The 25,316-nt window shown below is 70.4% G+C and carries 18 protein-coding genes; 9 read left to right on the top strand and 9 right to left on the bottom strand.

Features of this window, described 5'->3' with window-relative positions; translation table 11 throughout:
- Nucleotides 1-246 precede the first annotated feature (246 nt).
- Nucleotides 247-1,479, top strand: coding sequence for a tetratricopeptide repeat protein (locus tag ENSA5_RS17280; protein WP_106392775.1), 1,233 nt, complete (start codon nucleotides 247-249; stop codon nucleotides 1,477-1,479).
- Here ENSA5_RS17280 and ENSA5_RS17275 read toward each other — a convergent pair.
- From ENSA5_RS17275 to ENSA5_RS17255, 5 genes are read right to left on the bottom strand one after another with little or no spacing between them, the layout of a single operon-like run.
- Entirely contained in the window at nucleotides 1,467-2,276 is an 810-nt protein-coding gene (locus tag ENSA5_RS17275; protein ID WP_106392774.1) for a hypothetical protein, read from the bottom strand. The genes ENSA5_RS17280 and ENSA5_RS17275 overlap by 13 nt on opposite strands.
- The gene (locus ENSA5_RS17270) at nucleotides 2,243-3,232 is read right to left on the bottom strand and encodes a DUF4150 domain-containing protein (RefSeq protein WP_258182887.1); all 990 of its coding nucleotides are present in this window, start codon (nucleotides 3,230-3,232) and stop codon (nucleotides 2,243-2,245) included. Before ENSA5_RS17270 ends, ENSA5_RS17275 begins: the two co-directional genes overlap by 34 nt.
- Before the next feature lie 2 nt (nucleotides 3,233-3,234).
- Nucleotides 3,235-4,284 (bottom strand): hypothetical protein, encoded by a 1,050-nt coding sequence (locus tag ENSA5_RS17265; RefSeq protein WP_146155801.1) that lies wholly within the window; start codon nucleotides 4,282-4,284, stop codon nucleotides 3,235-3,237.
- A complete protein-coding gene (locus tag ENSA5_RS17260; RefSeq protein ID WP_106392772.1) occupies nucleotides 4,281-5,375 on the bottom strand; it encodes a DUF2169 family type VI secretion system accessory protein in 1,095 nt (364 codons plus the stop codon). Before ENSA5_RS17260 ends, ENSA5_RS17265 begins: the two co-directional genes overlap by 4 nt.
- Nucleotides 5,376-5,378: 3 nt before the next feature.
- On the bottom strand, nucleotides 5,379-6,791 hold the full coding sequence (locus ENSA5_RS17255) for a hypothetical protein (RefSeq protein WP_146155800.1): 1,413 nt from the start codon (nucleotides 6,789-6,791) through the stop codon (nucleotides 5,379-5,381).
- 927 nt (nucleotides 6,792-7,718) lie between these two features.
- On the opposite strand from ENSA5_RS17255, the gene ENSA5_RS17250 reads away from it, so the two are divergent.
- Both ENSA5_RS17250 and ENSA5_RS17245 read left to right on the top strand, forming a co-directional pair.
- Complete coding sequence (locus ENSA5_RS17250) at nucleotides 7,719-10,826, top strand: DUF4175 family protein (protein ID WP_106392770.1); 3,108 nt, start codon at nucleotides 7,719-7,721, stop codon at nucleotides 10,824-10,826.
- Nucleotides 10,823-12,574 (top strand): peptidase MA family metallohydrolase, encoded by a 1,752-nt coding sequence (locus ENSA5_RS17245; protein WP_106392769.1) that lies wholly within the window; start codon nucleotides 10,823-10,825, stop codon nucleotides 12,572-12,574. The genes ENSA5_RS17250 and ENSA5_RS17245 overlap by 4 nt, the downstream gene beginning before the upstream one ends.
- 9 nt (nucleotides 12,575-12,583) lie before the next feature.
- Here ENSA5_RS17245 and ENSA5_RS17240 read toward each other — a convergent pair whose 3' ends face one another.
- On the bottom strand, nucleotides 12,584-14,221 hold the full coding sequence (locus ENSA5_RS17240; RefSeq protein ID WP_106392768.1) for a M66 family metalloprotease: 1,638 nt from the start codon (nucleotides 14,219-14,221) through the stop codon (nucleotides 12,584-12,586).
- Nucleotides 14,222-14,572: 351 nt separating this feature from the next.
- On the opposite strand from ENSA5_RS17240, the gene ENSA5_RS17235 reads away from it, so the two are divergent.
- Nucleotides 14,573-16,183 carry a hypothetical protein gene (locus ENSA5_RS17235; protein WP_146155799.1) on the top strand — a complete coding sequence of 537 codons (1,611 nt, stop codon included), beginning with the start codon at nucleotides 14,573-14,575 and terminating at the stop codon, nucleotides 16,181-16,183.
- Nucleotides 16,184-16,456: 273 nt separating this feature from the next.
- Here the strand turns inward: ENSA5_RS17235 and ENSA5_RS17230 are convergent, their stop codons facing one another.
- Nucleotides 16,457-17,494, bottom strand: coding sequence for a DUF4388 domain-containing protein (locus ENSA5_RS17230; protein WP_181197851.1), 1,038 nt, complete (start codon nucleotides 17,492-17,494; stop codon nucleotides 16,457-16,459).
- Nucleotides 17,495-17,882: 388 nt separating this feature from the next.
- On the opposite strand from ENSA5_RS17230, the gene ENSA5_RS17225 reads away from it, so the two are divergent.
- From ENSA5_RS17225 to csrA, 3 genes are all read left to right on the top strand, one after another.
- The gene (locus ENSA5_RS17225; RefSeq protein ID WP_106392765.1) at nucleotides 17,883-19,310 is read left to right on the top strand and encodes a sigma-54-dependent transcriptional regulator; all 1,428 of its coding nucleotides are present in this window, start codon (nucleotides 17,883-17,885) and stop codon (nucleotides 19,308-19,310) included.
- Nucleotides 19,311-19,363: 53 nt separating this feature from the next.
- Nucleotides 19,364-20,503 (top strand): hypothetical protein, encoded by a 1,140-nt coding sequence (locus ENSA5_RS17220; protein WP_181197850.1) that lies wholly within the window; start codon nucleotides 19,364-19,366, stop codon nucleotides 20,501-20,503.
- A 257-nt stretch (nucleotides 20,504-20,760) separates the two neighbouring features.
- Nucleotides 20,761-20,973 carry a carbon storage regulator CsrA gene (gene csrA / locus ENSA5_RS17215; RefSeq protein ID WP_106392763.1) on the top strand — a complete coding sequence of 71 codons (213 nt, stop codon included), beginning with the start codon at nucleotides 20,761-20,763 and terminating at the stop codon, nucleotides 20,971-20,973.
- Nucleotides 20,974-20,985: 12 nt separating this feature from the next.
- On the opposite strand, the gene ENSA5_RS39225 is transcribed toward csrA, so the two are convergent.
- A complete protein-coding gene (locus ENSA5_RS39225; RefSeq protein ID WP_258182892.1) occupies nucleotides 20,986-21,507 on the bottom strand; it encodes a M15 family metallopeptidase in 522 nt (173 codons plus the stop codon).
- Here ENSA5_RS39225 and ENSA5_RS39220 point away from each other — a divergent pair.
- Nucleotides 21,490-21,618: a hypothetical protein gene (locus ENSA5_RS39220; RefSeq protein WP_258182886.1), complete on the top strand. Its 129-nt coding sequence runs from the start codon at nucleotides 21,490-21,492 to the stop codon at nucleotides 21,616-21,618. The genes ENSA5_RS39225 and ENSA5_RS39220 overlap by 18 nt on opposite strands.
- 158 nt (nucleotides 21,619-21,776) lie before the next feature.
- Here the strand turns inward: ENSA5_RS39220 and ENSA5_RS39215 are convergent, their stop codons facing one another.
- Nucleotides 21,777-22,643, bottom strand: coding sequence for a 1-acyl-sn-glycerol-3-phosphate acyltransferase (locus ENSA5_RS39215; protein ID WP_258182885.1), 867 nt, complete (start codon nucleotides 22,641-22,643; stop codon nucleotides 21,777-21,779).
- Nucleotides 22,644-22,734: 91 nt separating this feature from the next.
- Here ENSA5_RS39215 and ENSA5_RS17205 point away from each other — a divergent pair, with 91 nt between their 5' ends.
- A complete protein-coding gene (locus ENSA5_RS17205) occupies nucleotides 22,735-24,984 on the top strand; it encodes a molybdopterin-dependent oxidoreductase (RefSeq protein WP_106392761.1) in 2,250 nt (749 codons plus the stop codon).
- The last annotated feature ends 332 nt before the right edge of the window (nucleotides 24,985-25,316 follow it).

Genomic DNA, 25,316 nt, shown 5'->3' with positions numbered 1-25,316 from the left:
GTTCGGGCGAGAGCGCTGGGATTCTGGACGCGAGGACGGGCGAGAATCGCGCTGTTCGTAGGTCGAGTTCTCGGCGCTGTGTCCACGGTTATACCCAATGGCGGCGATCGTGGCCCCATGCAAGGGAGGAATCCGCCCAGGGGATCCTCCCCCCATCCGGTTTTGGCGTACTTGGCGCGCGAGGATCACAGCACCCGATCTGTTCAGTGTGCCGGCGCACGCCCGCAGCTGAGGCATGCTGAGGCCATGGCCACGATCCAGGAGCTCGTCGCGCTGACGGACGAACTCGTGCAGCTCGCCCCGTGGTGGGCTGGTTGGGCTCGGCCGATCTCCGAGGGGGAGATCGCGCTGTTCGAGACCGAGCACGGCGTCGCGCTCTGGCCCGGCCACCGCGCGGTGCTGGTGGAGATCGGCGACCATGCGCCGCTGCCGACGAGGCCCGGCGGGGCCCTCGCTCCCCTCGCCCGAGCCCGCGCGCTCACCACCGCCAGCGCGTTCGTAGGTCCGCTCGCCGACGCGTTCCCACACAGCGGAGCCGCGCCCGTGGAGCTCGAGTGGGACGACGATCGTGACGACTACGCCGACCCCCACTGGCTCCGCGGTTGCCTGCCGCTGACCGGCACGGGCTGCGACGAGAGCTACGTGCTCGTCGTCAGCGGGCCCGATCGGGGCCGCGTGTGGGGGGTGACCCCCAGCGGAGCGCCGCAGCTGCATCCGACCGGGCTGGCGTTTTGCGCCTGGTATCGGGCCGAGCTCGAGCGCGGGGTCGCGCGCGAGCGGGCGCGTCACGGCGAGCTCACCGAGCTCGAGCGCCGAGTCACGAGGGACCCCGAGGACGTCGAGGCCCTGGTCGAGCTCGGGCGCGCGCACCTGTTCGACGACCGCCAGCGGGCGGCGAGCTTGCTCGAACGCGCATGGTCGATCGGACGGGGCGATCCCAGGGCTCACGGGCTCGGCCGCGCGATCGCACAGCTCGATCTCCTCGAGGACCGACAGGATCTACGGGATCGACAGGACCGACAGGACCGACACGATCGGATCGCCGCCATGGCCGACCTCGAGGACTCCGCCGAGGTCTCGTGGCTACGAAGCTACGCCGCGATCGCCGCCGCACGACGGGGCGACGACGCCGAGGCCGTCACGCTGTTCGAGCGCGGCAAGACTCCCGCGCCGCTTTGCCCCATCGCCGCCGGCTACCGCGGGCTCGCGCTGTGGCGCAGCGGCCAGCCGGACCGCGCCCTCGCGGCCCTTGCCCGGGCCCCCACCCTCGCCAACCTGGCGATGAGCGCAAAAATTCGAGGCGAGCAGGGCGATCTCGACGGCGCCCGCCGGGGCTGGGCGCGCGTCCGCCTCGGCCTCACGCGCGGGTCCGAGGACGCCCCCCGGGCGCCGACGCTCGCGGACTTCATCACCTTGCCCGCGCCGAGCCTCGCCGATGTCGACGCCGCGCTCGCGCGACTCGGCGTTCACTCGGGCTGACGCAGCGAGTTGGGCCGCAAGACCAGCTCGAGGTTGTCGGACAGGAGCTCGGCGACGCGCATCAGCTCAACCTTGTCGTGGGCCGCCACGCGCACGTCGGGCGAGAATCCGGGGCACTCGTACATCATCACGGCCGCGGCTTCGTGCTCGCCACACACCCACCACGGCCCGGTCTGGGCGACCCGCGCGAACCCGAGCTGCGCCGTGATCCAGGCGAAGCGAGGCAGCCACCGCCCCGGCGGGCTGTCGGGGAAGCGCGGCAGCCGAGTACCCGGCGACTGCAGGTGCACCTCCCACTCGAAGCGCGGCAAACATTTTTGCGTGAACGCGAAGCCAAACAGCATCGAGATCAGCGAGGGGTGCTCGGGGTTGACGATCGGTGTGATCCCGTCGCCGAGCGCGAGGCGCACGAGCGGCGCGGGCTCGGTCTGCGCGCGACGATCGAACATCAAGGGCGGCGTCGCGTCGTCGCTCGGCACGCCTGCGATCACGAACGCGCGCGGATCGGGGTTGAGCTCGGCCTCGACGAACTCGAGCAGGGCCTCGGCGCGCAGGTCGATCGCCGCGTCCCCGTAACCGTTGAGCCCGTCGCTGTCGGCGCCCATCCGGAGCAAGAAGGCCTGGTGCTCGGGCGAGAGCTCGGCGCCGAGCTTGGCCCCGATCGCCGCGACGAGCTCGGGATCGGCCCCGACCACGCGCTCGGCGAAGTCTGGCTGCCAGCCGCTGACGAGCTGCTCGAGCTCGACGATCGCCGCGGCCGACATCAGCTGTCCGAGCCCTTGGGCGGGTTCGGGCACAGCATCGCGGAGATGTTGTCCACGCAGGTTGGACACGAGGTGACCGAGTGGGCCGAGTCACCGCCGTCTTGCTTCTTCATGTAGGTCTCGGTCATCGAGACCGGCGTGCAGCCCTTCTCGAGCGCGGTCATGATCAGCTTCTGGGCCGCGCACTGCCCCGGCGGGTTGTTGCTGTCGGGCGACTTGCGCAGCACGACCTGCTCGCCGCGCGCGCTGGTCACGGTCATCGGATCGGCGGGCACGACGTTGCGCGCCGGGGTCATGCCCGCGTCAGTCGCGACGCCCTCCCAGCCCTTGAACGAGGTCGCGCCCGTGGGCTTGCCCGCGACCGCCACGTAGGTGTGCTTTTGCTGGTCCGGCGGACACTCGCAGACCATGGCGCCGATCATGCCTTGCTTGTTCTTGGTCGTGTTGCCCTGCTGGATCGCCGTGCCGAACTCCTGGGTGGCCTCCTGGCTGTCCTCGTCCTCGCCGAGCGGAAAATTCTCGGACTCGTGATCGCTGGCCTTCTCACCGCAGTTGGGACACAGGTCGTCGCCGCTCTCGAACGGATAGGCCACGTTGGTGCTGCCGACGACCAGCGTGAAGGTGTTGTCCTGGTTGCCGTTGTGGCCGGCGACATCGGTGAACCGGACCACCCCCTTGCCGTCGAATTTTACGTTGGGGCTGCAGGTGCTCCACGACAGCTTGCCCAGGTTCTTGCTCGAGATCACGCCGCCGGCGGTGCCGGCCTCGTCGCCCGAGCTCATCGCGATGCTCGACGACTCGAGCGCGACGGAGCAGCCCTGGATCTTGACCGACGTGCTGCCGTCGGTGAGGTTGGAGCTCATCGCGATGTTGACGTAAGGGATCGGCACCGGGCCGGCGGGCGACGGGGTCTTGCACACGTCCGGGATCGGGCAGGTGTGGGTCATGCCGTCGCCCTGGTGGACGATCGAGAGGCTGTTGGCGAACACGCTCACTTGGGACCTCGCGCTCCGGCCTCGACCAGGCACGCGCCGAGGGTGCCGTCGTCGGACTCACCGTAGATCAGCACCCGGCGCAGGGCGTCGCCACGCGAGAACCGAAGCCCGGCGAACGCGAGCTGGATCGGCGCGGTCGCGGCCCCGCAGTCGCCGAGCTCGTCGTGGAGGCTCGCGTAGTTCATCGGCTCGGGCATCAACTCGGCGTGGCGCAGCGAGGCCATCTTGAATTCGCGGCCCCAGTGGTTGGTCGTCGGCTGGCTCGAGTATACGGCGTCGGCCCGCCAGCTCGGGTACGCGTCGCGCAGCTGCGCGAACAGCCGGGTCAGGCCCTCGGCCAGGGTCGACTTGGGTTGGAGGAGGTTGCGGGGCTCGGTCCCGCTGTGATGGGCGTTGATCCAGGCCCACGGCCGAGCCTTGATCTGGCGCGGGACATCGGGGCGCGCGAGCAACACGAAGGCCGCCGCCTCGCCGGGGATCCGGCCCTGGGGGTTGTCGTCGCCGAGCAGGGCCCCGCGCCGCGACAGCCGCAAGAGCGAGGCCGGATCGCAGTCGGTGTCGACGGCTCCAATCAGGACCAGCGGCTCGCCGCCTGCGAGCAGCGCGTGGGCTTTGGCGACCGCCGCAAACCACCCACCGCGGCCCCCGGCAGACCACCAGCCGTCGACCGGGCGCGGGACCGCGGCGTCGCTGAGCTCGCGCAGGTGGGTGATCATGAAGTCGCGGGGGACGTCGTGGTCGGCGACCGGCTCGGGGCCGACCATGATCAGCGGCAGCTCGACGCGCTTCCAGTCCGCGAAGCGACGCATGAGATCGAGGTAGGCGGTCCCGGCCAACCAGTGGACCCGCCGGCCCCGGGCCGTGTCGACGCCGAGCAGCTCGAGCGGGGCGCAGACCGCCGTGGTGTCGCCCGTGCCGAAGGCCTCGGTCGTGCACATCCGCGAGAGCCCGGCCTCGACCGCGGCGAGCGAGCTCTCGGCGTCGAGGCCGAGCGAGCTGCACACGCCGACGCCGACCACCGCCGCGAGCCGAGGGGGGGCGCTCATGTGTAGGCCCCCCCGCGCGCGCCCTGCCCTTGGTCCAAAGCGCCGTGGACCGGGGCGATCTCGGGCATGGCCTCCCAGTCCTCGAGCGCGCGGACGACCGTGTAGTTGTGATCGCCGCCGCGACCGAGCGCGACCGTGGCCCGCAAGATCAGCGTCAAGCTGCCCTCGTCGGGCTCGAGGATGACCGCGTCGAGGCGCATGCCCACGCGCTCGACCCGACGCTTGAACACGGACTTGCAGCTGAGCCGAACCGTGGGCAGGCGAAAGCCGAGGCCGCCGCCCGGATCCACGCCCGACATGATCACGGGCTCACCACCGCGCAGATGCGGGATCGCGCTCAAGCCCGGCGCCGCCGCGAGGAAGAAGCGCTCGTCGAAGTCATCGGGCCACAGCGGCGCCCGATTCCGGACCCAGCTCTCGTCGTAGGTGCCCGCGAACGCGACGCGCGGGCGCCAGTGGCGTCCGATCGGGCCGAAGCCGACGGGCGGAGGCCGCGACCACAGCTCCGAGATCAGCGCCGCCGGGTGTTCGATGTTGGGTAAGGGCGCGTCCGAGGCTGCCCGGGCGCTAGCGTAGACCCCGACACCGATCGGGTTGCGGGGCTCGTAGCCGTGCTCGCCCGCGTCGACGCTGCCGCCCCCAAACGCGCGCTCCCACACCAGCGGCATGCGCACGAAGGGGACGGGCGGCGACACGCGCAGGGCTCCAGCGGTGTTGACCCACACGCGATCGCCGAACACCCGCGCGCGCGCGCGGCAGCTGCCGACGGCGAGCTCGACCGCGACCTCGGCGACCGCGCGACCGCCGGGCGCGTGGGCGCTGCCGTTGAGGTAGATGTCGGTGCCCGGCCGCGTGTACGCGCTCTGGCCTTCGTAGCGCAAGCTGGTGGTCGTCGGGTCGCCCCAGTAGACGTCATCGAAGTGAGGCGGGGCCTGGTCCTCGCAGGGCGCGAGCGGACCGAGGTGCCTGCGCCCGGCGGGCGGCAACGCGAAGTGAGCGGCCGCGGCCACGACGACGATCTCTTCGCCGTCGCGATCGACGTTGGGCAGGAACGCGAACCCGTAGGGCGAGAGGTTTTCGATCGGACCCATGGCTCAAATGTCGAGGTAGCCCCGCTGCGGATCGAGGCGCAGGTCCGCGAGCTCCGCGAGCTGGCGATACTGCCGGGCCGCGAACGCGCGGGTGCTCGGTTGCACCCGCGAGCGCGTGCGCAAGGTGATCTCGTAGCCGAGCAGGTGACGACGACGGCTCGGACCGTGAATGTAGGCCCGCCGCATCCACGCGAGATCGGAGGGGCGGCCGTAGAGGTAGCGGCAGCGGGGATCGAAGCGATCTTTGACCTGCGCCCACCAGGCCTCCACGGCCTCGGGCTTGGGCATCGGCAGGCGGCGGACGAGCGGGTCGAGCCCCGCGGCCGCGTCGGACTCGACCGCCTCGTCCCGCGCGGCCTCGGCCGCCGCGAACGCTCCATCGGGCTCGGCCAGGTCTCGATCACCCGGGCGGAGCTCGGCCGCCGCGACCTCGGGGTTGTCGCTCGGGAGCCCGGTGATCGCACAAAAGGCCTCGAAGGCGAGGCGGACGATGCGCTCGTCGGCGTGGCGAAGCAGCTGCGCGCACAGGTGCGCCGCGTAGGGGCGCCCGGAGTGGCCCAGCGCCCAGACCCGGCCCTCGCTGATGTGGCCGTCGGCGACGCTTTGGATCAACGCTTGATGATCCTTCGCGTTGCCGACGATCCCGATCAGCTCGATCACTCCGTCCGGCACGGCCGGAGACTGGAACCACTCGCGGCACAGGTTCCAGGCCCGGTGGCTGCCGACCTGCAGACCCGCGCGCAAGGCCGCGACCCGAACCGGCGCGTCCTTGCTGGACAAGAAGTAGCCGAGCACGTCGTGGATCTTGTCTCCGGCGCTCGCGGCCATGTCGGGCACGACCTCGAGCGCCGCGAGGACCGAGTCCTGGTCTCCGCGGAGGCAGTAATTGACCATGTTCTCGTCGGCCGGCTGACCGCGGATCGCAAAGGTTCGCAGCCACGCCGGCCACGACTTGGGGTCGGTCCGCAAGCTCGCCTCCCACAGCGCGCGATCGGAGTGCGGCGCGTCCCACAGCTGCAGCGCCCGATGCAGGTGCACCGCCGAGCCGGCCACGAGCTCCTCGCTCGCGGCCGTGATCAAGCGCTCCGTTCCGGACACGGGCTGGGTGAGGATCCCGAGCGCCGCGGTCGCCCGCTGGGCGCGCTCGTCGAACGCCTCTTCGGCGCCGTCGGCCCGGATCGCCGGGAACAAGATCCGCTCGACGACGGGGAGTCCACCGTGGACGAGACCTCGGACGTGGGCGGCGAAGCGGCGCTCGGGGCCGACCGCGAGCTGGTGGAGCGAGTCATCGGGCCCGTCGAGCGCGCCCTCCCAGCGCAAGAACAAGTACTGCGCGTCCTCGAAGTGCTCTTCGAGGACACTCCACAGGATCCGTTCGGATCGCGTGCGCGGGAGCGGAGGCAGCGACACAGTCACCGCGACTCTAGCAAGAACCTCGGGTAGTCTTAGACCCCCACAGCCGTCAGCTACTCTGCCACGCACGGCCGCAAGCGGCCGGTCGCTCACTCGCTCCGCTCCCTCACTCGGTGGGCTGGCATGAGCTTCGCCATCGTTTGCGTGGCCCCCTAAAAGGGGGATCCTTTAGATCCCGCGGCCGTCAGCTTTAGACCCCCACAGCCGTCAGCTACTCTGCCACGCACGGCCGCAAGCGGCCGGTCGCTCCCTGGCTGTTTTAGACCCCCACAGCCGTCAGCTACTCTGCCACGCACGGCCGCAAGCGGCCGGTCGCTCACTCGCTCCGCTCCCTCGCTCGGTGGGCTGGCATGAGCTTCGCCATCGTTTGCGTGGCCCCCTAAAAGGGGGCTCCTTTAGATCCCGCGGCCGTCGGCTGCTCTTGACCCCCGCGGCCGTCGGCTGCTTTTGACCCCCCACAGCCGTCAGCTACTCGGCCACGCACGGCCGCAAGCGGCCGGTCGCTCACTCGATCCGCTCCCTCGGCTCGGTGGGCTGGCATGAGCTTCGCCATCGTTTGCGTGGCCCCCTAAAAGGGGGCTCCTTTAGATCCCGCGGCCGTCGGCTGCTTTAGACCCCCACAGCCGTCAGCCACTCGGCCACGCACGGCCGCAAGCGGCCGGTCGCTCCCTCGCTCCGCTCCCTCGCTCGGTGGGCTGGGATGAGCTTCGCAGTCGTTTCCGTGGCCCCCTGAAGGGGGCTTTAACGCAGTTTTCTGTGTCGGCGGCGCGCGCGGCACGCGGCACGTATTAAGAAGAATATTTAAGAGAGCTAAAAGATCTAGGAGATCCCGGCATCGCGGGTCAGCGACGGTCGCAGACGGTCCGGGACCGTCGCGCTGGGGTTGGACGCGTGTCTCCGGCTTGGTTCGCATGTATACCCAAGACGCTGATGGTTCACGCCGAGGCTCAGCTCCTGCGGGACTACCTTCGCGCCCTTCGTCGCGTGACGCTGCGGCGGTCCGTGGGCGCGCTGATCATCGACGGCGCGCTGGTCGTGGTCGTGTGGTCGGCGCTGCTCGTCGCTGTGTCTGGGCTGACGCTGCGCGGGGATCTCGGCGCGGGGATCGGGGGCGCGATCGGGGCCCTGCTCTTGGCCGGGCTGGTCGTCGTGAGGACCCGTCAGCTGCGGCGCACGACCGGCTCCCCGCTCCTGCTCGCGCGGGCGATCTCTCGCGCGCGCGGGCCCCTGCGTCAGGTTGCGACCCCCGACGAGCGCGAGCGCGACGTGATCTTGCGTCACGAGCTGCTCGGCGCCACCGAGCTGTGGCGGGAGCTCGACAGTCACGTGGGTGGGAACGCGGACACGGGGGCGCGCTCGCCCGAGCTCGCGGCCGCCTATGTTCACCGCGTGGGAGTCGCGACCCTCGAGCTCGATCCGGGGCTCGCGCTGCCGCGTCCAGCCCGGGCGATCCGCGCGCTCGCGGCCCTCATCGCAATCGCGCTGGTGACCGGGCTCGCGCTCAGCCCGCTCGGCCCGCGTGGGACCGAGCTGCTGCTCGCCGCCGAGGACGGCCGCCCGCCGCCGCCGCCCCAGCCGGTCTGGACCTCGCTCGTGCTGGTCCTCGACTACCCCGAGCACACCCGGCGGCCCGATCGGCGAGTGCCCAACCCCAGCGGCACGATCCGAGTCCCGGCCGGGACCCAGATCAGCCTCGAGCTCGAGGCCGCCGCCGAAGCGGACGCCGTGCGCCTGGTCCTGACCCACGATCGCCTCGAGCTGGCCTCGGCGCCCGAGCCCGAGGTCATCAGCCTCGAGGCCGAGGGCGACCCCGCCGCCCGGCGCTGGACCGGACAGTTCTCCGTCCGCGGCGGAGGCAGCTGGGTCGTCGCGCTGCTCGACGAGGGCGAGCGCGCCGACGCGGGCGCCCTCGCGGTCGCGGACCGCCGCTCGGCGCCGATGCGGATCGAGCTCGAGCCAGACACGATGCCCGAGGTCGAGCTGCTGCCCCTGCCCGACTGGCAGCGCGAAGCCGGCGAGACCGACAAGATCGATCTGCGCTTCACGGCTCGCGACGACTTCGGGGTCGTCGAGGCCGAGCTCGTCTACGAGCTCCTCACCCCCGAGGGTGAGGTCGAGCGTCACCGCCGCCCCGCGGGCAAGGCCCCCGGCGGCGCCGCGCGATCGTGGCGCCATCGCTACGGCTGGGATCTCTCGGCGATCCCGATCGAGCAGCGCAGCGCGGTCACCTACTGGATCGAGGTCCGAGACAACGATCCGGGCCTCGGCCTCACCCCGCTGCCCAATGGCCCGGGCAAGGTCGCCGCGTCGGCCCGGCAGCAGCTGCTCTTGCACGACGAGGAGGCCGAGCACGCCGCGAACATTCGCGACCTCCAGACGATCCGCGACGCCGCCGTGGACATGCTCGCCGCGCGACTCACGACCGACTCGTTCGCAGACCTCGAGCGCGAGCTGACGCTGCCGCGCAAGCTGCGACAGGCCCGCGCGCTCCACACGGGCGCCGCGACGCTCCTGACCGCGATCGCGGGGGCCGTCGACGCGCTCGCGGTCGACACCATGGTCGAGGAGCGCGACGTCGAGGCGCTCGCGGCCATCCACGCCCGCCTGCTCGAGCTCCATCGCGACGAAGCCGCGATCCACGAGACGCTGCCGCTCGGCGCCGAGCTCGAGCGTGAGGCCGAGCGCGCCCCGCTGCTGCGCAAGCTCGGCGTCCACAACGTCCGCGAGATCGAGCAGCTCGAGGACGAGATCATCCGCCTCGACGACCTCGTCGACGGCCAGATCATCGACCACATCGAGACCCTCGTGGCCCGGCTGCAGACCTCGCAGCAAAAGCTGGTCGAGAAGCTCGAGCAGCTCGCCTCGGGCGACGAGTCCGTGCGCCCGGAGATCGAGCAGCTCGAGCAGCGCATCCGCGAAGACATGCGCCGCGTCCAACAAGCCCGGGCGCAGCTGCGCAAGGAGGTCGGCGACGAGTGGATGAACCTCGACGCGTTCAAGGCCATGGAGGCGCGAATGCGCAGCCAGGAGCTGCTCGAGCAGCTCGAGCGGGGCAACGTCGAGGGCGCGCTCGAGCAGGCCCGGGACCAGCTCGACGCGATCCGCTCGCTGCGTGAGAGCGTCCAGCGCAGCGGCTCCGAAGACCAGGCCGTGGCCCTGTCCGAGGAGGATCGCCAGCGCATGAAGATGCTGCGGGAGCTCAGCCGCCTCCAAGACGAGCAGACGGGGGTCCGTGGGGAGACGCGCAGGCTCGACGAGCAGTGGCGCGACGCCATCGACGCGCGCGAGGCCAACGAGCGCACGGTCGAGCGCGTCGGCGAGCAGGCCGAGCGCATGCGCGAGACCGTAGAGGCGATCGACGACACCAACCTCTCGCGCGAGGGTCGCAGCGCGTGGGAAGACGCCCGCGAGGCGCTCGAGACCCTCGAGGCCGCGGCCGAGGATCGCAAAGCCACCGAGTTCGAGCTGTTCGAGGCCGCGAAGCAGGCCGCCGAGGCGCTCGAGCGCGCCGAGGCCGGGGCCAAGCCCGGCGAGTCCGAGGCCAAAGCCCTGCGCAAGCTCGCGCGCGAGGCCGAACGCATGCGGGGCGAGCTGCGCGAGCCGCTGCCCGACCCCGACGAGGTCCTCGACGCCGACCAGGCCCGACGCCTGTCCGAGCTCGGCGAGCGCCAGCGAGCCCTGCGCGAGCGCGCGAGGCGGCTGCTCGACGATCCCGCCGCCAAGATCCTGCCCGGGCCCGGCCGCGAGGCGATGGAGCGCGCCGATCGGGGCATGCGCGAGGCCGGCGAGTCCCTCGACGAGGGCGCCCTCGACGGCGCCCTCGACGGCGAGCAGCAGGCCTGGGGCGGGCTCCAACAGGCGATCGACAGCCTCCGCCAGAGCTCCCCTCCCCCGCCACCGAGCGGCGGCGGCGACTCGTCGACCGAGGCCGAGCGCGACCGCTCGCTGCGTGATCAAGTCGTCGAGGCCATGCGCGAGGGCGACCGCGACGGCTTCGACGACGACACCAAGCGCTACTATGAGGAGCTGCTGCGATGAGCGCCGACCACGACCCGCGATTGCTCCCGACCGGCCGCGCCCTCGCACGTCGCGGCGCCCTCGCCCTGACCCTCGCGCTGCTCGTCGTCGGCCGCGGGGCCGAGCAGCCCGCGGAGGCCGCCCCGCCCAGCTCGGGTCCGGCCTCGGAGCCGGCGACCAAGTCCCCCGTCCAATCCCCACCTTCGCAAGCCCCGGCCCCGCAGCTCAGCCCCTCGTTCGACAGCTTCATGGCCAGCGTCGAGACCTGGCACCTCGCCGAGGCCCAGCGACGCCGCGACGCGATCAGCGACTCCCGCGAGCGCGAGCTCGCGACCGGGATCCTCGCGATCTACGAGGCCCGCTACCCCGAGGCCGAGAGCGCGCTCGCGGGCGTCGTGGCCGGGATCGAAGATCCAAGCCGCGATCCGATCGGGGGTCGGGCGGCCCACTACCTCGACATCGCGCGTGGGGCTCAGCTCGCGCTCGGCGAGGCGACAACCATCCGCAGCGACGACGGTCGCTTCGAGGCCGCGTTCGTCGATCCCCGCGACGAGCTCCTCGCGCCCTATCTGTTCGAGGCCATGGCCTCGGCCTACGACGCGCTCGGCGACGATGTCGGCGTTCGGCCCGAGCACCCGATCCGCTTCGAGATCTACGACGAGCCCGGCAAGCTCGCGCTCGTCACTCCCCTGACCCTCGACAACATCTACACGACCGGGACGGTCGGGATCTGCAAGTACCGGCGGATCATGATGATCAGCCCGCGGGTCATGGTCTACGGCTACGGCTGGCTCGACACCGCCGTCCACGAGTACGTCCACTACCTCGTGACCATGCGGACCAACAACGCCGCGCCCGTGTGGATGCAAGAGGGCCTGGCCAAGCTCATGGAGACGCGCTGGCGCGACGAGGGCGGCCCCGACCCGCGCCTCGCCCCACCCCTGCGTCGTCTGCTCCACGACGCGATCGCGGCCGACGAGCTCGTGACCCTCGAGCAGATGCACCCCTCGGTCGCGATGCTGCCCAGCCAGGAGCTCGCGGCGCTCGCCTACGCCGAAGCCGAGACCATGCTCGGGCTGCTCGAGGAGCAGCGCGGCGCCGAGGGTCTCGCCGCGATGCTCGATGACGTCGCCGGGGGCGTCGACGCCAAGCAAGCCTTCGCCGACGCGTGGGGCGACGAGTTCGAGGTGTTCTTCGCCCACTGGAAGAAGACCATGCGCGAGCGAACCGCGGGCGCCACCGACGGCTCGGTCTCCGGCCTCTCGCCGCGCTTTCGGGACGACGAGGCCGAGGCCGAGGCCGAGGCAAACGCATCTCCAAGCCAAGATCCCAGCCTCCACGGCGACGTGTTCTCCCACCTCGGCGGGGGCCGGGCGCGCAAGCACGCGCGCCTCGGGGTCCTGCTGACCTTGCGCGGGCACATCGAGGCCGCGGTCCTCGAGTACGAGAAGGCCCGCGCCGTCGATCGCTCGGTCCGCAAGGACCCCAAGCTCGCGCGTCGCCTCGGCGAGCTCTACCTCGAGCTCGGACGCCCCAGCGACGCCCTGCCGCTGCTCTCGCTCGCGGGCGAGGACGAGCCCGACAACGCCAACATCGCCGCCGCCGAGGCCCGCGCCCGCCGCTTGACCGGCGACGACGAGGGCGCCCGGGCGGCGCTCGATCGTGCCCTGCGCCAAAACCCCTTCATCCCGGGGATCCACTGCGACCTCGCCAAGCTCGCGCCCAACGAGGCCGTCGCCGCGCGCGAGCGCGAGCTGTGCATGGAGTGAGCTCGGCGCTCAGGGCCGATAGATCCGGAAGCTCGGCCGCCACGCGCTCGCGCGGGCTGAGGCCGCGCCCCTTCGCGCGAGCGAGGCCGGCTCGATCGCCCGGCCCCCCTCGCCTTGGGCTTCGGAGTCCCCGGCGCGAAAGTGCGTGATCGAGTCGAGCTCGTCGATCGCGGCCGGGAGCGCGACCTTGACCCATTGGGTCTGGCCGTCGCTGAGCACCGAGACGTCGCCGTAGGCCCCGACGAGCTCGCCGTCGACCTCGAACTCGAAGCGATCGAGACCCGACACCCGGCGTGGATCGACGGCCCCGGGCATCGTCCACCACTCGCGCGTGCCGTCGGGATAGATCGCGCCAACCAAGAGCTGCTCGACCGCGCCGGGCTCCCCGGACGCGCCCTCGAAATCCCACGAGGTCAGGGTCTTGATCCGCTGGTAGGTCTTGTTCCAGGTCCAGTCCGAGACCCAGCTCGGGCTGCAGTAGCTCATGTAGTCGAAGGCGTCGTCGGGGTCGTACATCAAGAAGCGCCGGATCCCGAAGCCCCAGTTGCCGATCCGCCCGTTGGCGTAGGGGTAGCTCGGATCGGGGTTTGCCGAGTCGGCGTTGGGGCACTCGACGTGGTTGAGGCCCTGCGCGTGACCGGTCTCGTGGGTGTAGGTGTCGGCGGCGATCGTCGGATCGGGAGCGAAGAGCACGGTCGCGCTCACGCGGCTGCCCCCGTCGGTCTTCGAGTCGTTGGCGAGGTAGGAGATCCCGAGCGTGCCGCCGAGCGACTGGCTGCCGACGTCGACGAGCGCGTGATAGTAGACGTTTGGATCGGCGCCCTCGTCGCTGCGCAGCTCGGCCATGACCGGCAGCAGACTGCCGAGGCTGTTGAGCTGGCCCGGATAGTCGACCGGCGGGTGCACGTCCCACAGGATCTCGGTCGCCGGGTTTTGCTCGTAGAGGTTGTTGACGACGGTCTCTAAGGTGGCGTCGTCGACCCCGGCGGTCACGCCCCCGTAGGTGATCGGCACGAGCAGGGTCTTGATCTGCATCGGCACCGACTCGAAGCCGATCAGCTCGGAGCCAGCGGCCGGGTTGGCCCAGTCGCCCTCTTCGAAGCCCTCGCCGAGGCCCCCGACCGTCTCCCACAGCTCGACGTGATACCGCGTGCCCGCGATCGTCTGCCCGTCGTCGGCGATGAGCCCGAAGAAGAACGGGCCCGCGGTCAGGTTCTTGCGGTTGGAGTCGTGCTCGACGAAGCGCGTGTCGGTGAACGACTTGGTCGAGCCGTCGGGGAACTCGAGCGTGAGCCGGGCCTCGATCTCGCGCGGCGCCCAGCCCTCGTCGACGGCGTAGTGAATGCGCATGAGCGAGTCACGCGAAGCGATCAGGAACCCGGTCCGTTCGGGGCCGTCGACCCACTCTCCGCCAAAGCCGATCGGAATGCGGGTACCTTGATTGATCTCGACCTCGACGATCGAGATGCCCCGCGCCGGGGTCGCGTCACTGAGCGGATCGCCGTCATCCGCAGAGCCCCCCGCGTCGGTGTTGAGCGCCTCCTCCGCTTCGAACGCGCCCGTCTGCCCGACCCCGCAGGCGCTGATCGCCCCAACGACTCCGACCAGGGCGACGGCGAGATGGGAGGCGCGGCCAAGACGCGTCACAAATCAAACATACCGTCCGTGTGATTTTTGCCAAGAAAATAAGTCCCAAACTCGTCCAGGTTTGTGAGTTTAACCGCGAGATGCTCATGAGGCCGGCAAGACCGCCACCAGGAGCACAATTGCGCAAGCTCCGCAAAGCTCATCAGCTCACCAGGTTCAGCACCAACGTAGAGGCCCCTCACGGCCGATTGCGCACCTAACTAGAGCCACCGGCGCTCGGCCGCGGCGACGCCGGATCGACACCCGAGGCGCCGCCCCGGCCGTCCAGAGCGCCGAGAACGATCTCCCAGCGGTGCGCGCCGCGACAACTTGCACGGCCAACCCCACGTTTTGGCGGTGTATAAGGATGTCATGCGATTCTTGTCCTTCGGCTCCACGCGCACCACCACGCTCGTTTGGGCGGCCTCGCTATTGGGGGTGTTCGGTGCCGCTGGGGCCTGCACCGTCGACATCGTCAGCGTCGATACGGGCGCCGACGGCACGACCGGCGACGGCGACGGCGACGGCGACGACACCTCGAACTGGGAGCCGATCCCAGCCCGAGGCGACATCGCGCTGTCCCACGTGGTCGTGAACCAGGGCGTCGACGTCCCGATCGCCGTGGCCGGCGAGTGGGTCGGCCCCGCGGATCGCAACACCTACGTCGTCGGCAACCGGGACACGCTGCTGCGCGGGTTCTGGGAGGTCCCCGAGGACTGGGTCCCACGCAACATCACCGCGGTCCTCCAGCTCGAGTACCCCGACGGCACCAGCGAGTCCATCAAGAACACCCTGCCGGTCGAGGGCGCCTCGTTCCCCGGTGACTTCGATCGTGCGTTCGTGTTCCCGCTCGTCGCCGAGCAGTTCCCGCCCGGGATCGAGTACCACCTCTCGCTGTGGGAGGCGGGCCCCGGCTACGAGGATCAGCGCGAGTCGACGACGATCATCGAGTCACCGATCGGCGGCGCGGAGCAGATCGGCGTTCAGCCCGAGCCTGCCGAGCTCAAGATCGTGATGATGCCCGTGGCCTACACGGCAAACGGCTGCAACACGAACACCGGCGATCTCGCGACCGTCAGCGCCGAGCAAGAGCAGCTGTTCATCGACTACATCCACGAGCAGTACCCGGTCCAGAACATCCAGTGGGAGTTCCGCCGCGAGACCCCGATCCAGTGGACCGAGGAGCTGACCAGCCTCGCCCAGCTGTGGCAGCCGCTGCGTGACCAGCGAGAGGCCGACGCGGCCCCGCCCAACACCTACTACTACGCGCTCGTCGACGCGTGCACCAACGGCATCGACGGCGCAGGCGGCATCGCGCCGGGGCTCGCAACCGACACCAAGGCGGCGGCCTTCGAGCGCGTCTCGTCGGGCCTGTGGCTCGGCGGCGACGACTACAGCTACGAGACCATGGTCCACGAGCTCGGCCACAACCACGGCCGCGCGCACGTGTTTTGCTCGGGCGGCGACGCGGCCGGCGTCGACCCCAGCTACCCCTACGACGACGGCATCACCGGCGTCTGGGGCTTCGGCATCCGCCTGTTTCGCTTTCACAGCCCGACCGGCACCTACGACTTCATGACCTACTGCAACCCGACCTGGATCTCGGATTGGGGCTGGTCAAAGGCCTACAACCGCATCCGCACCCTGACCAGCTGGGACTACGAGGGCGCCGTCCCCAACGACGACCCCGTCGGCGAGGTCCTCGTCGGCCTGCTGTTCAAAGACGGGACCGAAGAGTGGTCGACGACCACGGGCGCGCGCGAGCCCGAATTCTTCAGCAGCGGCGAGAGCGTCAGCTTCGACTACGGCGACGCGGTCATCGACTCGCCCACCAACGTGCAGATCTTGGACGACGGAACCACGATGATCACGAGCGCGGTCCCGCGGCCCCGGACCACGATCCAGGCGGCCTCGCGGCTCGACGCCGGACAGGCCCGCTCGATCGTGCTCCAGACCCCCGAGACCCGGGCCTGGAGCTTGTAGGAGTTTCGCCGCCGCAGCGAGGGGCCTTTTTGAAAGTTGAAAGGCCCCTCGCTGACCAGAAGGCCTGAGTCGAGCGCGCAGCGCCACGGGCTGCTAGCGCTGAATTCAAAAAGCTGAATGATTTAGGGCTAGTACGAGCCGCAAGGCGAGCGTTTGGGGTGAGCGGAGGGGGCTTTGCCGCCGCAGCGAGGGGCCTTTTTGAAAGGCCCCTCGAGGACTAGAAGGCCTGAGTCGAGCGCGCAGCGCTTGATTCAGGGCTAGCAGCCCGGGCTGCTAGGCCACGCGGTGGAGGCCGGCGGCTTCGCTGCTCCTGGCCGCTTGGCCGGAGCCCGCGTCGGCGCTGGCCTGGTTGCGGGCGGCGGACGCCAGCGACCTCCGGAAGCTGCGGTCGATCTGGCGCAGCAGACGACGCAGGCTCTTGCAGACCGGCGTCGCCTGCCGAACCACCACGCCAACCTGGAATCCGAGCCGGCTCGGGCCGAGGCGGTCGACGACCAGCCGATGCTCCCCGACCGTGGCCTGGATCTCCGTGCCCGCGCCGTCACCTTGCTGGACCTCCATGTCGTGGAAGACCTGCGAGAGCCGGGTCAGCACGCGGCCGACCACGGCGTCGTCGAGGCTCGAGTCGTTGCGTCCGGCGATGACCTCGGTGTTGCGCAGCAAGTAGGCGGCGAGGATGTCGGTCGTCTGGGCGAGGCGCTCGATCTTCTCGAGCACATCGCGGGGCGCCTGCTCGATGTCGAGCGCGCCCCTGCTCTCGCCGAGGTCGTGCTCGAGCAGACCCTGGATCCGGCCCACGATCGTCCGCGCGGCGGCGCTGCGTCCCGCGATCCAGGTGGCCTTGCCGCCGCGCCAACGCAGCAGCTCCCGGACCGCGTCGACGCCGAGGTGGCCCTCACAGTGGGCGTGGATGGGCTGACCGTCCTCGAGGTGAATCGCGCCAGACCGGCCCTCTGCGGCCAGATGGAGGATCCCGTTGCTGCCCGCGATCGCGTGGAGGCGCAGAAGCTCGCTGGTCTCGACCCCTTCACAGCGACCCGCGAAGCTGACCTTGCGCTCCTGGGCCTTGAGCACACGCAGCAGCGTGCCTGACTCGCACGGGCTGGGAATGATCGCGGTCGCCTCGACGCCGGCGGCGACGTCGATCCCCCGCTCGTCGAAGCGCGGCGCGATGACGACCAGCGACAGCTCCGGGTGCTGGGCGCGAACCCGCTTGGACAGCTCGCCCAGCTCGGGCCCGGGCGACTCGACAACCATCGCCAGGTCGAGGGGGCTCGCGCTCTCGCCCTCGCCAAACTGAACAATGTGCACTCCAGGTCGAAGATTCTGGACCATTTCGGCCAGTGCGGCGCTCTGGCTCGCATCGTGCGCAGCAATCAACAGTGTCAGCGGGGTTGGCGTGAGGCTCATTTACGTGGTTCTCCTGCGCGCCATCTCGACGCGCTCGCCGTGTGCTGAGCACGTGCCGTGCCAGTTTTGACCGGTGGCATCGAGTCGCACCAGATAGATCGCAATTGCCCGCTCGGACGCGAGCACCCTGTCACTACGGACACCTGCTTGCTGTAGCGGATGTAATGGAGACTTCGCAGATACCGCTCATTTTTGGGACCTTGGGGCGTTACTCTACGGGCGCGGGGCGAGACCGAGCCTCGATCCAAGATCCACAGCCTGGGCTGTTCTCGCATTTGGAGCGCACACAATGAGCGAGGTCGAGCGTCTCAATGCGACCACAAGAGCCAAGCTCGGGCGCCGGTCGATCCTCGTCATCGACGATCACGAGGCCACGCTGACCGCGCTTCGGGTCCTGTTTCGGCGGCAGGGGTGGGATGTGACGACCGCGTCGTGTGGCGTCGATGGGCTCGAGCTGATCGCCAGCTCCGCGCCCGATCTCGCCCTCGTCGATCTCAACATGGACGACCTCGATGGCTTGGCTGTGCTCGCGCGCGTCCGCGAGGCCGGACCGAGCGCGCCTCCGTGCCTGATGATGTCGGCTGAGAACAGCGTGCCTGCCGCGGTCGAAGCCATGCGCCTCGGCGCCCGCGACTTCTTGGTCAAGCCCCTCGATCCACGCGTGATCGTCGAGCGCGTGCATCAGGCGCTCGGGTCGAGCGCGAGCGTCGATGGCCGAGATCCGCGCGCGGCGTGGCGAGACCTCCACGCCCCCGGGATCGTCGGCGAGGACGAGCGGCTCCTCAACGTGTTCCACCTGCTCGAGCGGATCTCGCCGACCGACTGCACGGTCCTCATCCACGGCGAGAGCGGGACCGGCAAGGAGCGGGTCGCGCGGGCGCTCCACGCCGCGTCGCCACGTCACGAGGAGCCCTTCGTCCCCGTCAACTGCGCGGCGATCCCCGAGACGCTGATCGAGCGCGAGCTGTTCGGCCACTCGCGCGGGGCCTTCTCTGGCGCGACGCGAGATCGCGAAGGTCGGTTCGCGGCGGCCGACGGGGGGACGCTGTTCCTCGACGAGATCGGCGAGATGTCCCCGGCCGCGCAGGCCAAGCTCCTGCGCGTTCTGCAAGACCGCGAGTTCGCGCCGGTCGGCGAGACCCGGCCCCGGCGCGTCGACGTCCGCATCGTGACCGCGACCAAGCGCGACCTCGGGGCCCTGGCCGAGCGCGGCGGGTTCCGTGCGGATCTGTTCGATCGCCTCAACCAGATCCCCCTTCGCCTGCCAAGCCTGCGCGAGCGGGCCGACGACATCCCCCAGCTCGCCAGGCACTTCCTGGACCGCGCGGCCGCTCGCTTCGGGCGCGAGGCCAGCGAGTTCTCGCCAGCCGCGATCGCGCACCTGCACGACTACCCCTGGCCGGGCAACGTCCGCGAGCTCGAAAACGCGATCGAGCAGATCGTGCTCCACGCAGATGGCGGTGTCATCGGCGTCGCCGACATCCCAACGCCGATCGCCGCGGCCGGACTCGTCGGCCCGGCGACCGAGCGCACGAGAACCGGCGTGTTCGAGCTGCCCGAGCAAGGCGTGGATCTACGAGCGCTGCTCGCCCGCATCGAGCTCGAGCTGATCGAGCAGGCGCTCGCGCGGACCGAGGGGAACCGGAGTCAGGCCGCGCGCTTGCTCGGGCTCAACCGCACCACCTTGGTCGAGAAGCTCCGACGGACACGCTGCTAGCCGGTCCAGCGTGATACCCTCCGCGGGTCGACTGGACTTGCCTGGAGAATTCGATGGCCTACAAGCTCGCCTACTTCGTCCCCCTGCTGCTGCTCTTGCCCGCGTGCGCCGGTGATGACGGCGGCAGCATCTACACCGCGACCACGACCGCGGGGACCCTGACCAAGGGCGACAGCACGCTCGAGGACACCGGTGACAACTCTGGCGACGGTGACGGCGAGCCCGGTGATGGCGACGCGGACGAGGGCGACGGCGACGCCGACACCAACACCGACACGGGCCCCAAGCTCGACGTCCTCAACGGCGAGGAGATGGGCAGCGCCGATGACGGCGGCAACAGCGCAGGCTGCAAGAAGGTCGACTTCCTGTTTGTGATCGACAACTCCGGCTCGATGCTCGAGGAGCAAGACAACCTCGCCTCCTCGTTCCCGAGCTTCATCAACTCGATCAGCAGCACCCTCGACGCGGCCCAGGACTATCACATCATGGTGACCGACACCGATGAGTGGGTCTACGCGGGCTGCCCGTTCCTGTGCGCGTTCCCGCTGCCTGGCGTCTGCGTGGGCTACGAGTGCGGCGTGACCCAGCCACAGCAGTGCGAGGACATCCTCGGCGCCGGCATCACCTGGCCCAAGGGCGCCAACGCCAGCAACGTCGACTGCAACTTCGTCAACGGCAAGCGCTTCATGACCGACGCCGAGCCCAACCTGCCCGGCACCTTCCAGTGCGCCGCCCGGGTCGGGACCGACTCGACCGACGATCCCGAGCGTCCGATGGAGGCGATGGTCCAGGCCGTGTCCGGCGCGGGCGCGGTCGGGACCTGCAACTACGACTTCCTGCGCGACGACGCGATCCTGGTCGTCACCTTCATCACCGATGAGGACGACGACAACGGCGACGGCTCGGCCGGCAACGTCGACACGTGGCGACAGGCGCTGATCGACGCCAAGAACGGAGACGAGACCGCGATCGTGATGCTCGGCCTGTTCGGCGACGGCGACCTGCCCAACGGCATCTGCGGCGCGCTCGACAACGGCGGCGCGGAGTCCTCGGCGCGCCTGCGCGCCTTCCTCGATTCGTGGGGCGACAACGGAATCTTCGGTTCGATCTGCGCGCCCGACTACGACGACTTCTTCCAGTCGGCGGTCGACATCATCGACACGACTTGTGACGACTTCACGCCGCCCGAGTGAACGGCCACGCCGCGCCACCGCGCGGTTTTGGGTGTACTTCGAGCAACTACACCTCACAAATGCGCACGCCTGGCCGGACGTCGCAGGGCCGCGATCCAGTGCGTGTTCCCCGTCCGCGCGAAAAAAGCCGACATCGGGCAAAAAAAGTAGCTGAGCGTGATTGCGCAGGTGCCTGGGCGTGCAATTGTAGCTCCCCCAACCGGCCCAATGGGCCGACCCGCCACGCGCGGGCAGTCGGACGCCGCCAAGGAGGCAGCATGTTGACACTCACCAGGAAGGCCGGCCAGAAGATCCGCATTGGCGACGACATCGAGATCGTCGTCCGCGAGGTTCGTGGCCGACAAGTGCGTCTCGGTATCTCGGCGCCCAACGGCCTCAACGTCTACCGCGAGGAGCTCTACCAGCAGATCCTCGCGGAGGCCAAGCCCGACGAGGGCGCCACGCCAACGGCCGAGCGCGAGGACGAGTAGAGCGCTCGACGGTCAGCGGTCGCGGCAAGCGTAGGCGACGTCGCGGACGGGCACGTCGGCGCCACCGTCAAAACCGAAGTGCCACCACTCGCGGGCGTAGGGCTTGAACCCGACCCGGACCATCTCCGCCCGAAGCTGGAGGCGCCGGTCGAGCGCGGGGCCCTCGACTCCGCGCAGGTAGCTGCTCGAGTCGAACTGATCCCAGGCCGAGCCCATCTCGACCGCCTGGCCGTCGCTGCGCGCGAGACCGACATCGATCGCGCGCCCGCGGCTGTGGGCAGAGTGAGGAGCGATCCAGCCGTCGTCGATCAGATCCTGCCGATCACTGTCGCGGCACCACCTGACCATCGCCTGGCTCGCGCGCCGCGGACGGTAGGCGTCGTAGATGATCAGCCGCAGGCCCTCGGCCTCGAGCCGGGCGGCGGCGGCGGCGAGCGCATCGGCGGCCTCGGCCTCGAGCCAGGCGCCCGGGGCCTCGTAGCCCGGCAGCGGCGCGCCGCTGAAGTTGTCGGCCCGGTGGTAGCCGGCGAAGATGATCGCCGTCGGGATCCGTGCGCCGAGATCGACGAGCCCGGGCGGCGGATCGACGAGCTCACACGGCGCAACCGACGGCGCGACGCCGTGTTCGCGGCGGCGCGGCCGTGACCGGGCTGCGGGCTCATCCAGGCTCGGAGCCGTGGACGCGACCGGGCGCCGACGCTCGCGAACTTCATCGCCGACGCCCTCGGCCGGACGTGGCGCGCGCTCGCCCTCGCCGCAGCCGAGCAGGCACGCGACCAGCAGACAGGCTCGGGCCGCGCGCCTCAGCCCTGCCCCCCCTTGCGACCCGCCCAGCGCCGGCCAAAGAAGGCATAGCGCCCAGTCGAGCGGCGCTCGAGCGCCAGGCGGCTCAGCGCCGACTGCATCCGGGCGCGGACCAGGTCGTCGCAGCGCTGGACATAGGCGTCGTCGGCGGCGGCGTCGGGACCGTTGGGCTCGAACTCGATGGGATCGAGGATCTCTCCGAGCATCCGGACCGGGAAGGGCAAATATAGAGGTGGCGGACCGGGGGTCAGACCCCAGGGCAAGCTCAGGGTCAAAGGCCAGGTCTTGACCCGGAACAAGGGCTTGGTCAGCAGCAGCCGCGCGAGCACCGGGCCCGCGCCGAGGACCACGAAGACCTCGTGCGCCCCGGCGACGACGGTCGGGATCACGGGCACGCGCTCGCGCAACGCCAGGCGGACGTAGCCTGTGCGCCCGGCAAAAATGATCCGATCGCGCTCGGCCCAGGGTCGCAGCGTGTCTTGCTCGCCGCCGGGATAGACCAGGACCTTGCGACCGGCCGCGAACACCTCGTGGGCGACCGCGCTCGACGCCCGCAAGACCCCGAAGGGCACCATCTCGCGGAACAAGGGCATGCTGACGACCATGTCGTGTGCGAGCCAGTAAGGCACGTAGTCGACGCCCAGCTCGCGATACAGGGCGACCGCGATCACGAACGAGTCTGGCGACATCGAGCCGCCGTTATGATTGCCGACCAGCAGCGCGGGGCCGCCGGGCATCCGGTCGAGCCCGCGGATCTCCGGCCGGAACCAGAAGTCGAGGGCCGGACCCATGCGCTCGGCCGCGTTCGCGAGCCGCTGATCGTCACGGGCGATGTCGTCAGGATCGAAGTGCGACGGATCGGACATGTCGCGAAGGCGAAACCATAGCTGTTTTTTCGCCGGGCGGGGCCGCCGGCCTGGGTCGAAGCCGCCCCAACGCGACCGTATACTGCCGCGCATGAGCCAGAGCGCGACCCACTTTCGCACCTGCAATTTGTGCGAGGCCATGTGCGGTCTGGCGATCGAGACCGCGGGCCAGGAGATCGTCGCCATCCGGGGCGACCAGGACGACGTGTTCAGCCGCGGCCACCTTTGCCCCAAGGGCCCCGCGCTCGCCCAGCTCCACGCCGATCCCGACCGCCTCCGACGGCCGCTGCAACGCACGAGCACGGGCTGGCGCGAGCTCGACTGGGAGGACGCCCTCGACGCCGCGGCCGCGGGGCTCCACCGCGTCCAAAAAGATCACGGCAAGGACGCGCTCGCGGTCTACCTCGGCAACCCCGCGGTCCACAACCACGCCGTGGTCCTCTACGGGCCGCCCTTCCTGCGCGCGCTCCGGACCCGCCACCGCTACTCGGCGACCTCGGTCGACCAGCTGCCGCAGATGCTGGTCGCGCACCTGATGTTCGGCCACCAGCTGCTGATGCCGGTCCCCGACATCGACCGCGCCGAGCACATGCTGATCGTCGGGGCCAACCCGCTGGTCTCAAACGGCAGCATCATGAGCGCCCCCGACGTGCGCCGGCGCCTCCGCGGCATCCAGCGTCGTGGGGGTCGGGTCGTCGTCGTCGATCCACGCCAGACACAGACCGCCAAGCTCGCAGACGCGCACGTGTACGTGCAGCCCGGGACCGACGCGCTGCTGCTGCTCGCGATGCTGCAGGTGATCGTGTCGGAGGGCCGCGAGCGCCCCGGGCGTCTGGCCGCGATGGTCAGCGGCGCAGGTCGGGTGCGCAGCGCGGTCGAGGGCTTCACACCCGAGCGGGCGGCCGGTCCGACCGGGATCGAGGCCGAGCGCATCCGCGAGCTCGCCCGCGAGCTCGTCACCCGACGGGGCGTGGTCTACGGCCGGGTTGGTGCCTCGACCCAGCGCTTTGGCGCGCTGAGCCACTGGGCGATCAACCTGCTCAACGTGTTCACGGGTGCCCTCGATCGGGTCGGAGGCTCGATGTTCACCCGCCCAGCCGTCGATCCGCTGGCCATGCCGCGCGGCCTCGGCGTCGGCCCGGGGGCCTTCGGGCGCTGGCACAGCCGCGTCCGCGGGCTGCCCGAGTTTGGCGGCGAGCTCCCGGTTGCGAGCTTCGCCGAGGACGTCGTCGCGGGTCACGAAGACCGGCGCGGGAGCCACGAGCCGCTCGCAGCGATCCGCGGCCTCCTGACCCTGGCCGGCAACCCCGTGCTGTCCACGCCCGACGGCTCCGGCCTCGGCCGCGCGATCGAGCGCCTCGACTTCAAGGTCAGCATCGACATGTACGTCAACGAGACCAGCCGCTACGCGGATCTGATCTTGCCCCCGACGTCTCCGCTCGAGCGCAGCCACTACGATCTGGTGTTTCACCTCCTCGCCGTGCGCAACACCGCCAAGTGGTCGCCACCGCTGTTCGACCCGCCGAGCGACGCACGCCATGACTGGCAGATCCTCCATGGGCTGTGGACCCGGATCGACGAGCTGCGCGGCACCACGAGCCTCGTCAGCCGCGGCGTCCACGAGCTGCTTGGGCGCCTTGGGCCCGACGGCCTGATCGACCTGGGCTTGCGCGCGGGGCCCCACGGACGCGTGCTGCCCAAGGCCCTGCGATCGGTCCCAGTCCTGGGTCGCCGCGCGAAGGGCCTCGATCTCGCCAGCTTGGCGGCCCAGCAGCACGGCGTGGATCTCGGCCCGCTCGAGCCCTGCCTGCCCGAGCGCATGCCCGGCAAGGGCCGGCGGATCGAGCTCGCCCCCGTGCACCTGATCGAAGACCTGAGTCGTCTCGAGCGCAGCTTCCCGCTCGGCGCCACCGGCCCGCGGGCGCCGAGCGTGGCCCGGCCCTGCTTCACCCTGATCGGGCGTCGACTCCTGCGCAGCAACAACTCGTGGATGCACAACCTGCCCAAGCTCGTCGCCGGCAAGCCCGCGTGCACGCTGCTGATGCACCCCAGCGACGCCGAGCGCCTCGCGCTGCGGCCCGGGGACGAGGTCCGGGTCCGCTCGCGGGTCGGCGAGGTTCAGGTCATGCTCGAGCTCAACGAGGGGATCATGCCCGGCGTCGTCAGCCTCCCCCATGGCTTCGGTCATCGCCGCGAGCACACCCGCCTGGCCGTCGCCAACGAGCACGCAGGCGTCAGCATCAACGATCTGACCGACCCACGCGAGGTCGACGAGCTCTCGGGCGTGGCCGCGCTCTCGGGCGTTCGCGTGGAGGTCGAGCTCGCCCCCGAACCAAAATGAGCGGGCGCTCCTTCGAGCGCCCACTCGATTCCCTCCAGCGGCCGTGCGTGGCAGAGTCGCTGACAGCCGCGGGGGTCAAATAAACGAGCCCCCTTTTAGGGGGCCATGCAGACCACGGCGAAGCTCATGCCAGCCCACCGAGCGAGGGAGCCCAGCGACCGAGCGACCGGCCGCGCAGCGGCCGTGCGTGGCAGAGTCGCTGACGGCCGCGGGGGTCAAATAAACGAGCCCCCTTTTAGGGGGCCATGCAGACCACGGCGAAGCTCATGCCAGCCCACCGAGCGAGGGAGCCCAGCGACCGAGCGACCGGCCGCGCAGCGGCCGTGCGTGGC

It is taken from the genome of Enhygromyxa salina, from assembly GCF_002994615.1.
GTDB classification, from domain to species: Bacteria; Myxococcota_A; Polyangia; order Nannocystales; family Nannocystaceae; genus Plesiocystis; species Plesiocystis salina_A.
This window is presented reverse-complemented; position numbering and strand designations above follow the sequence as displayed.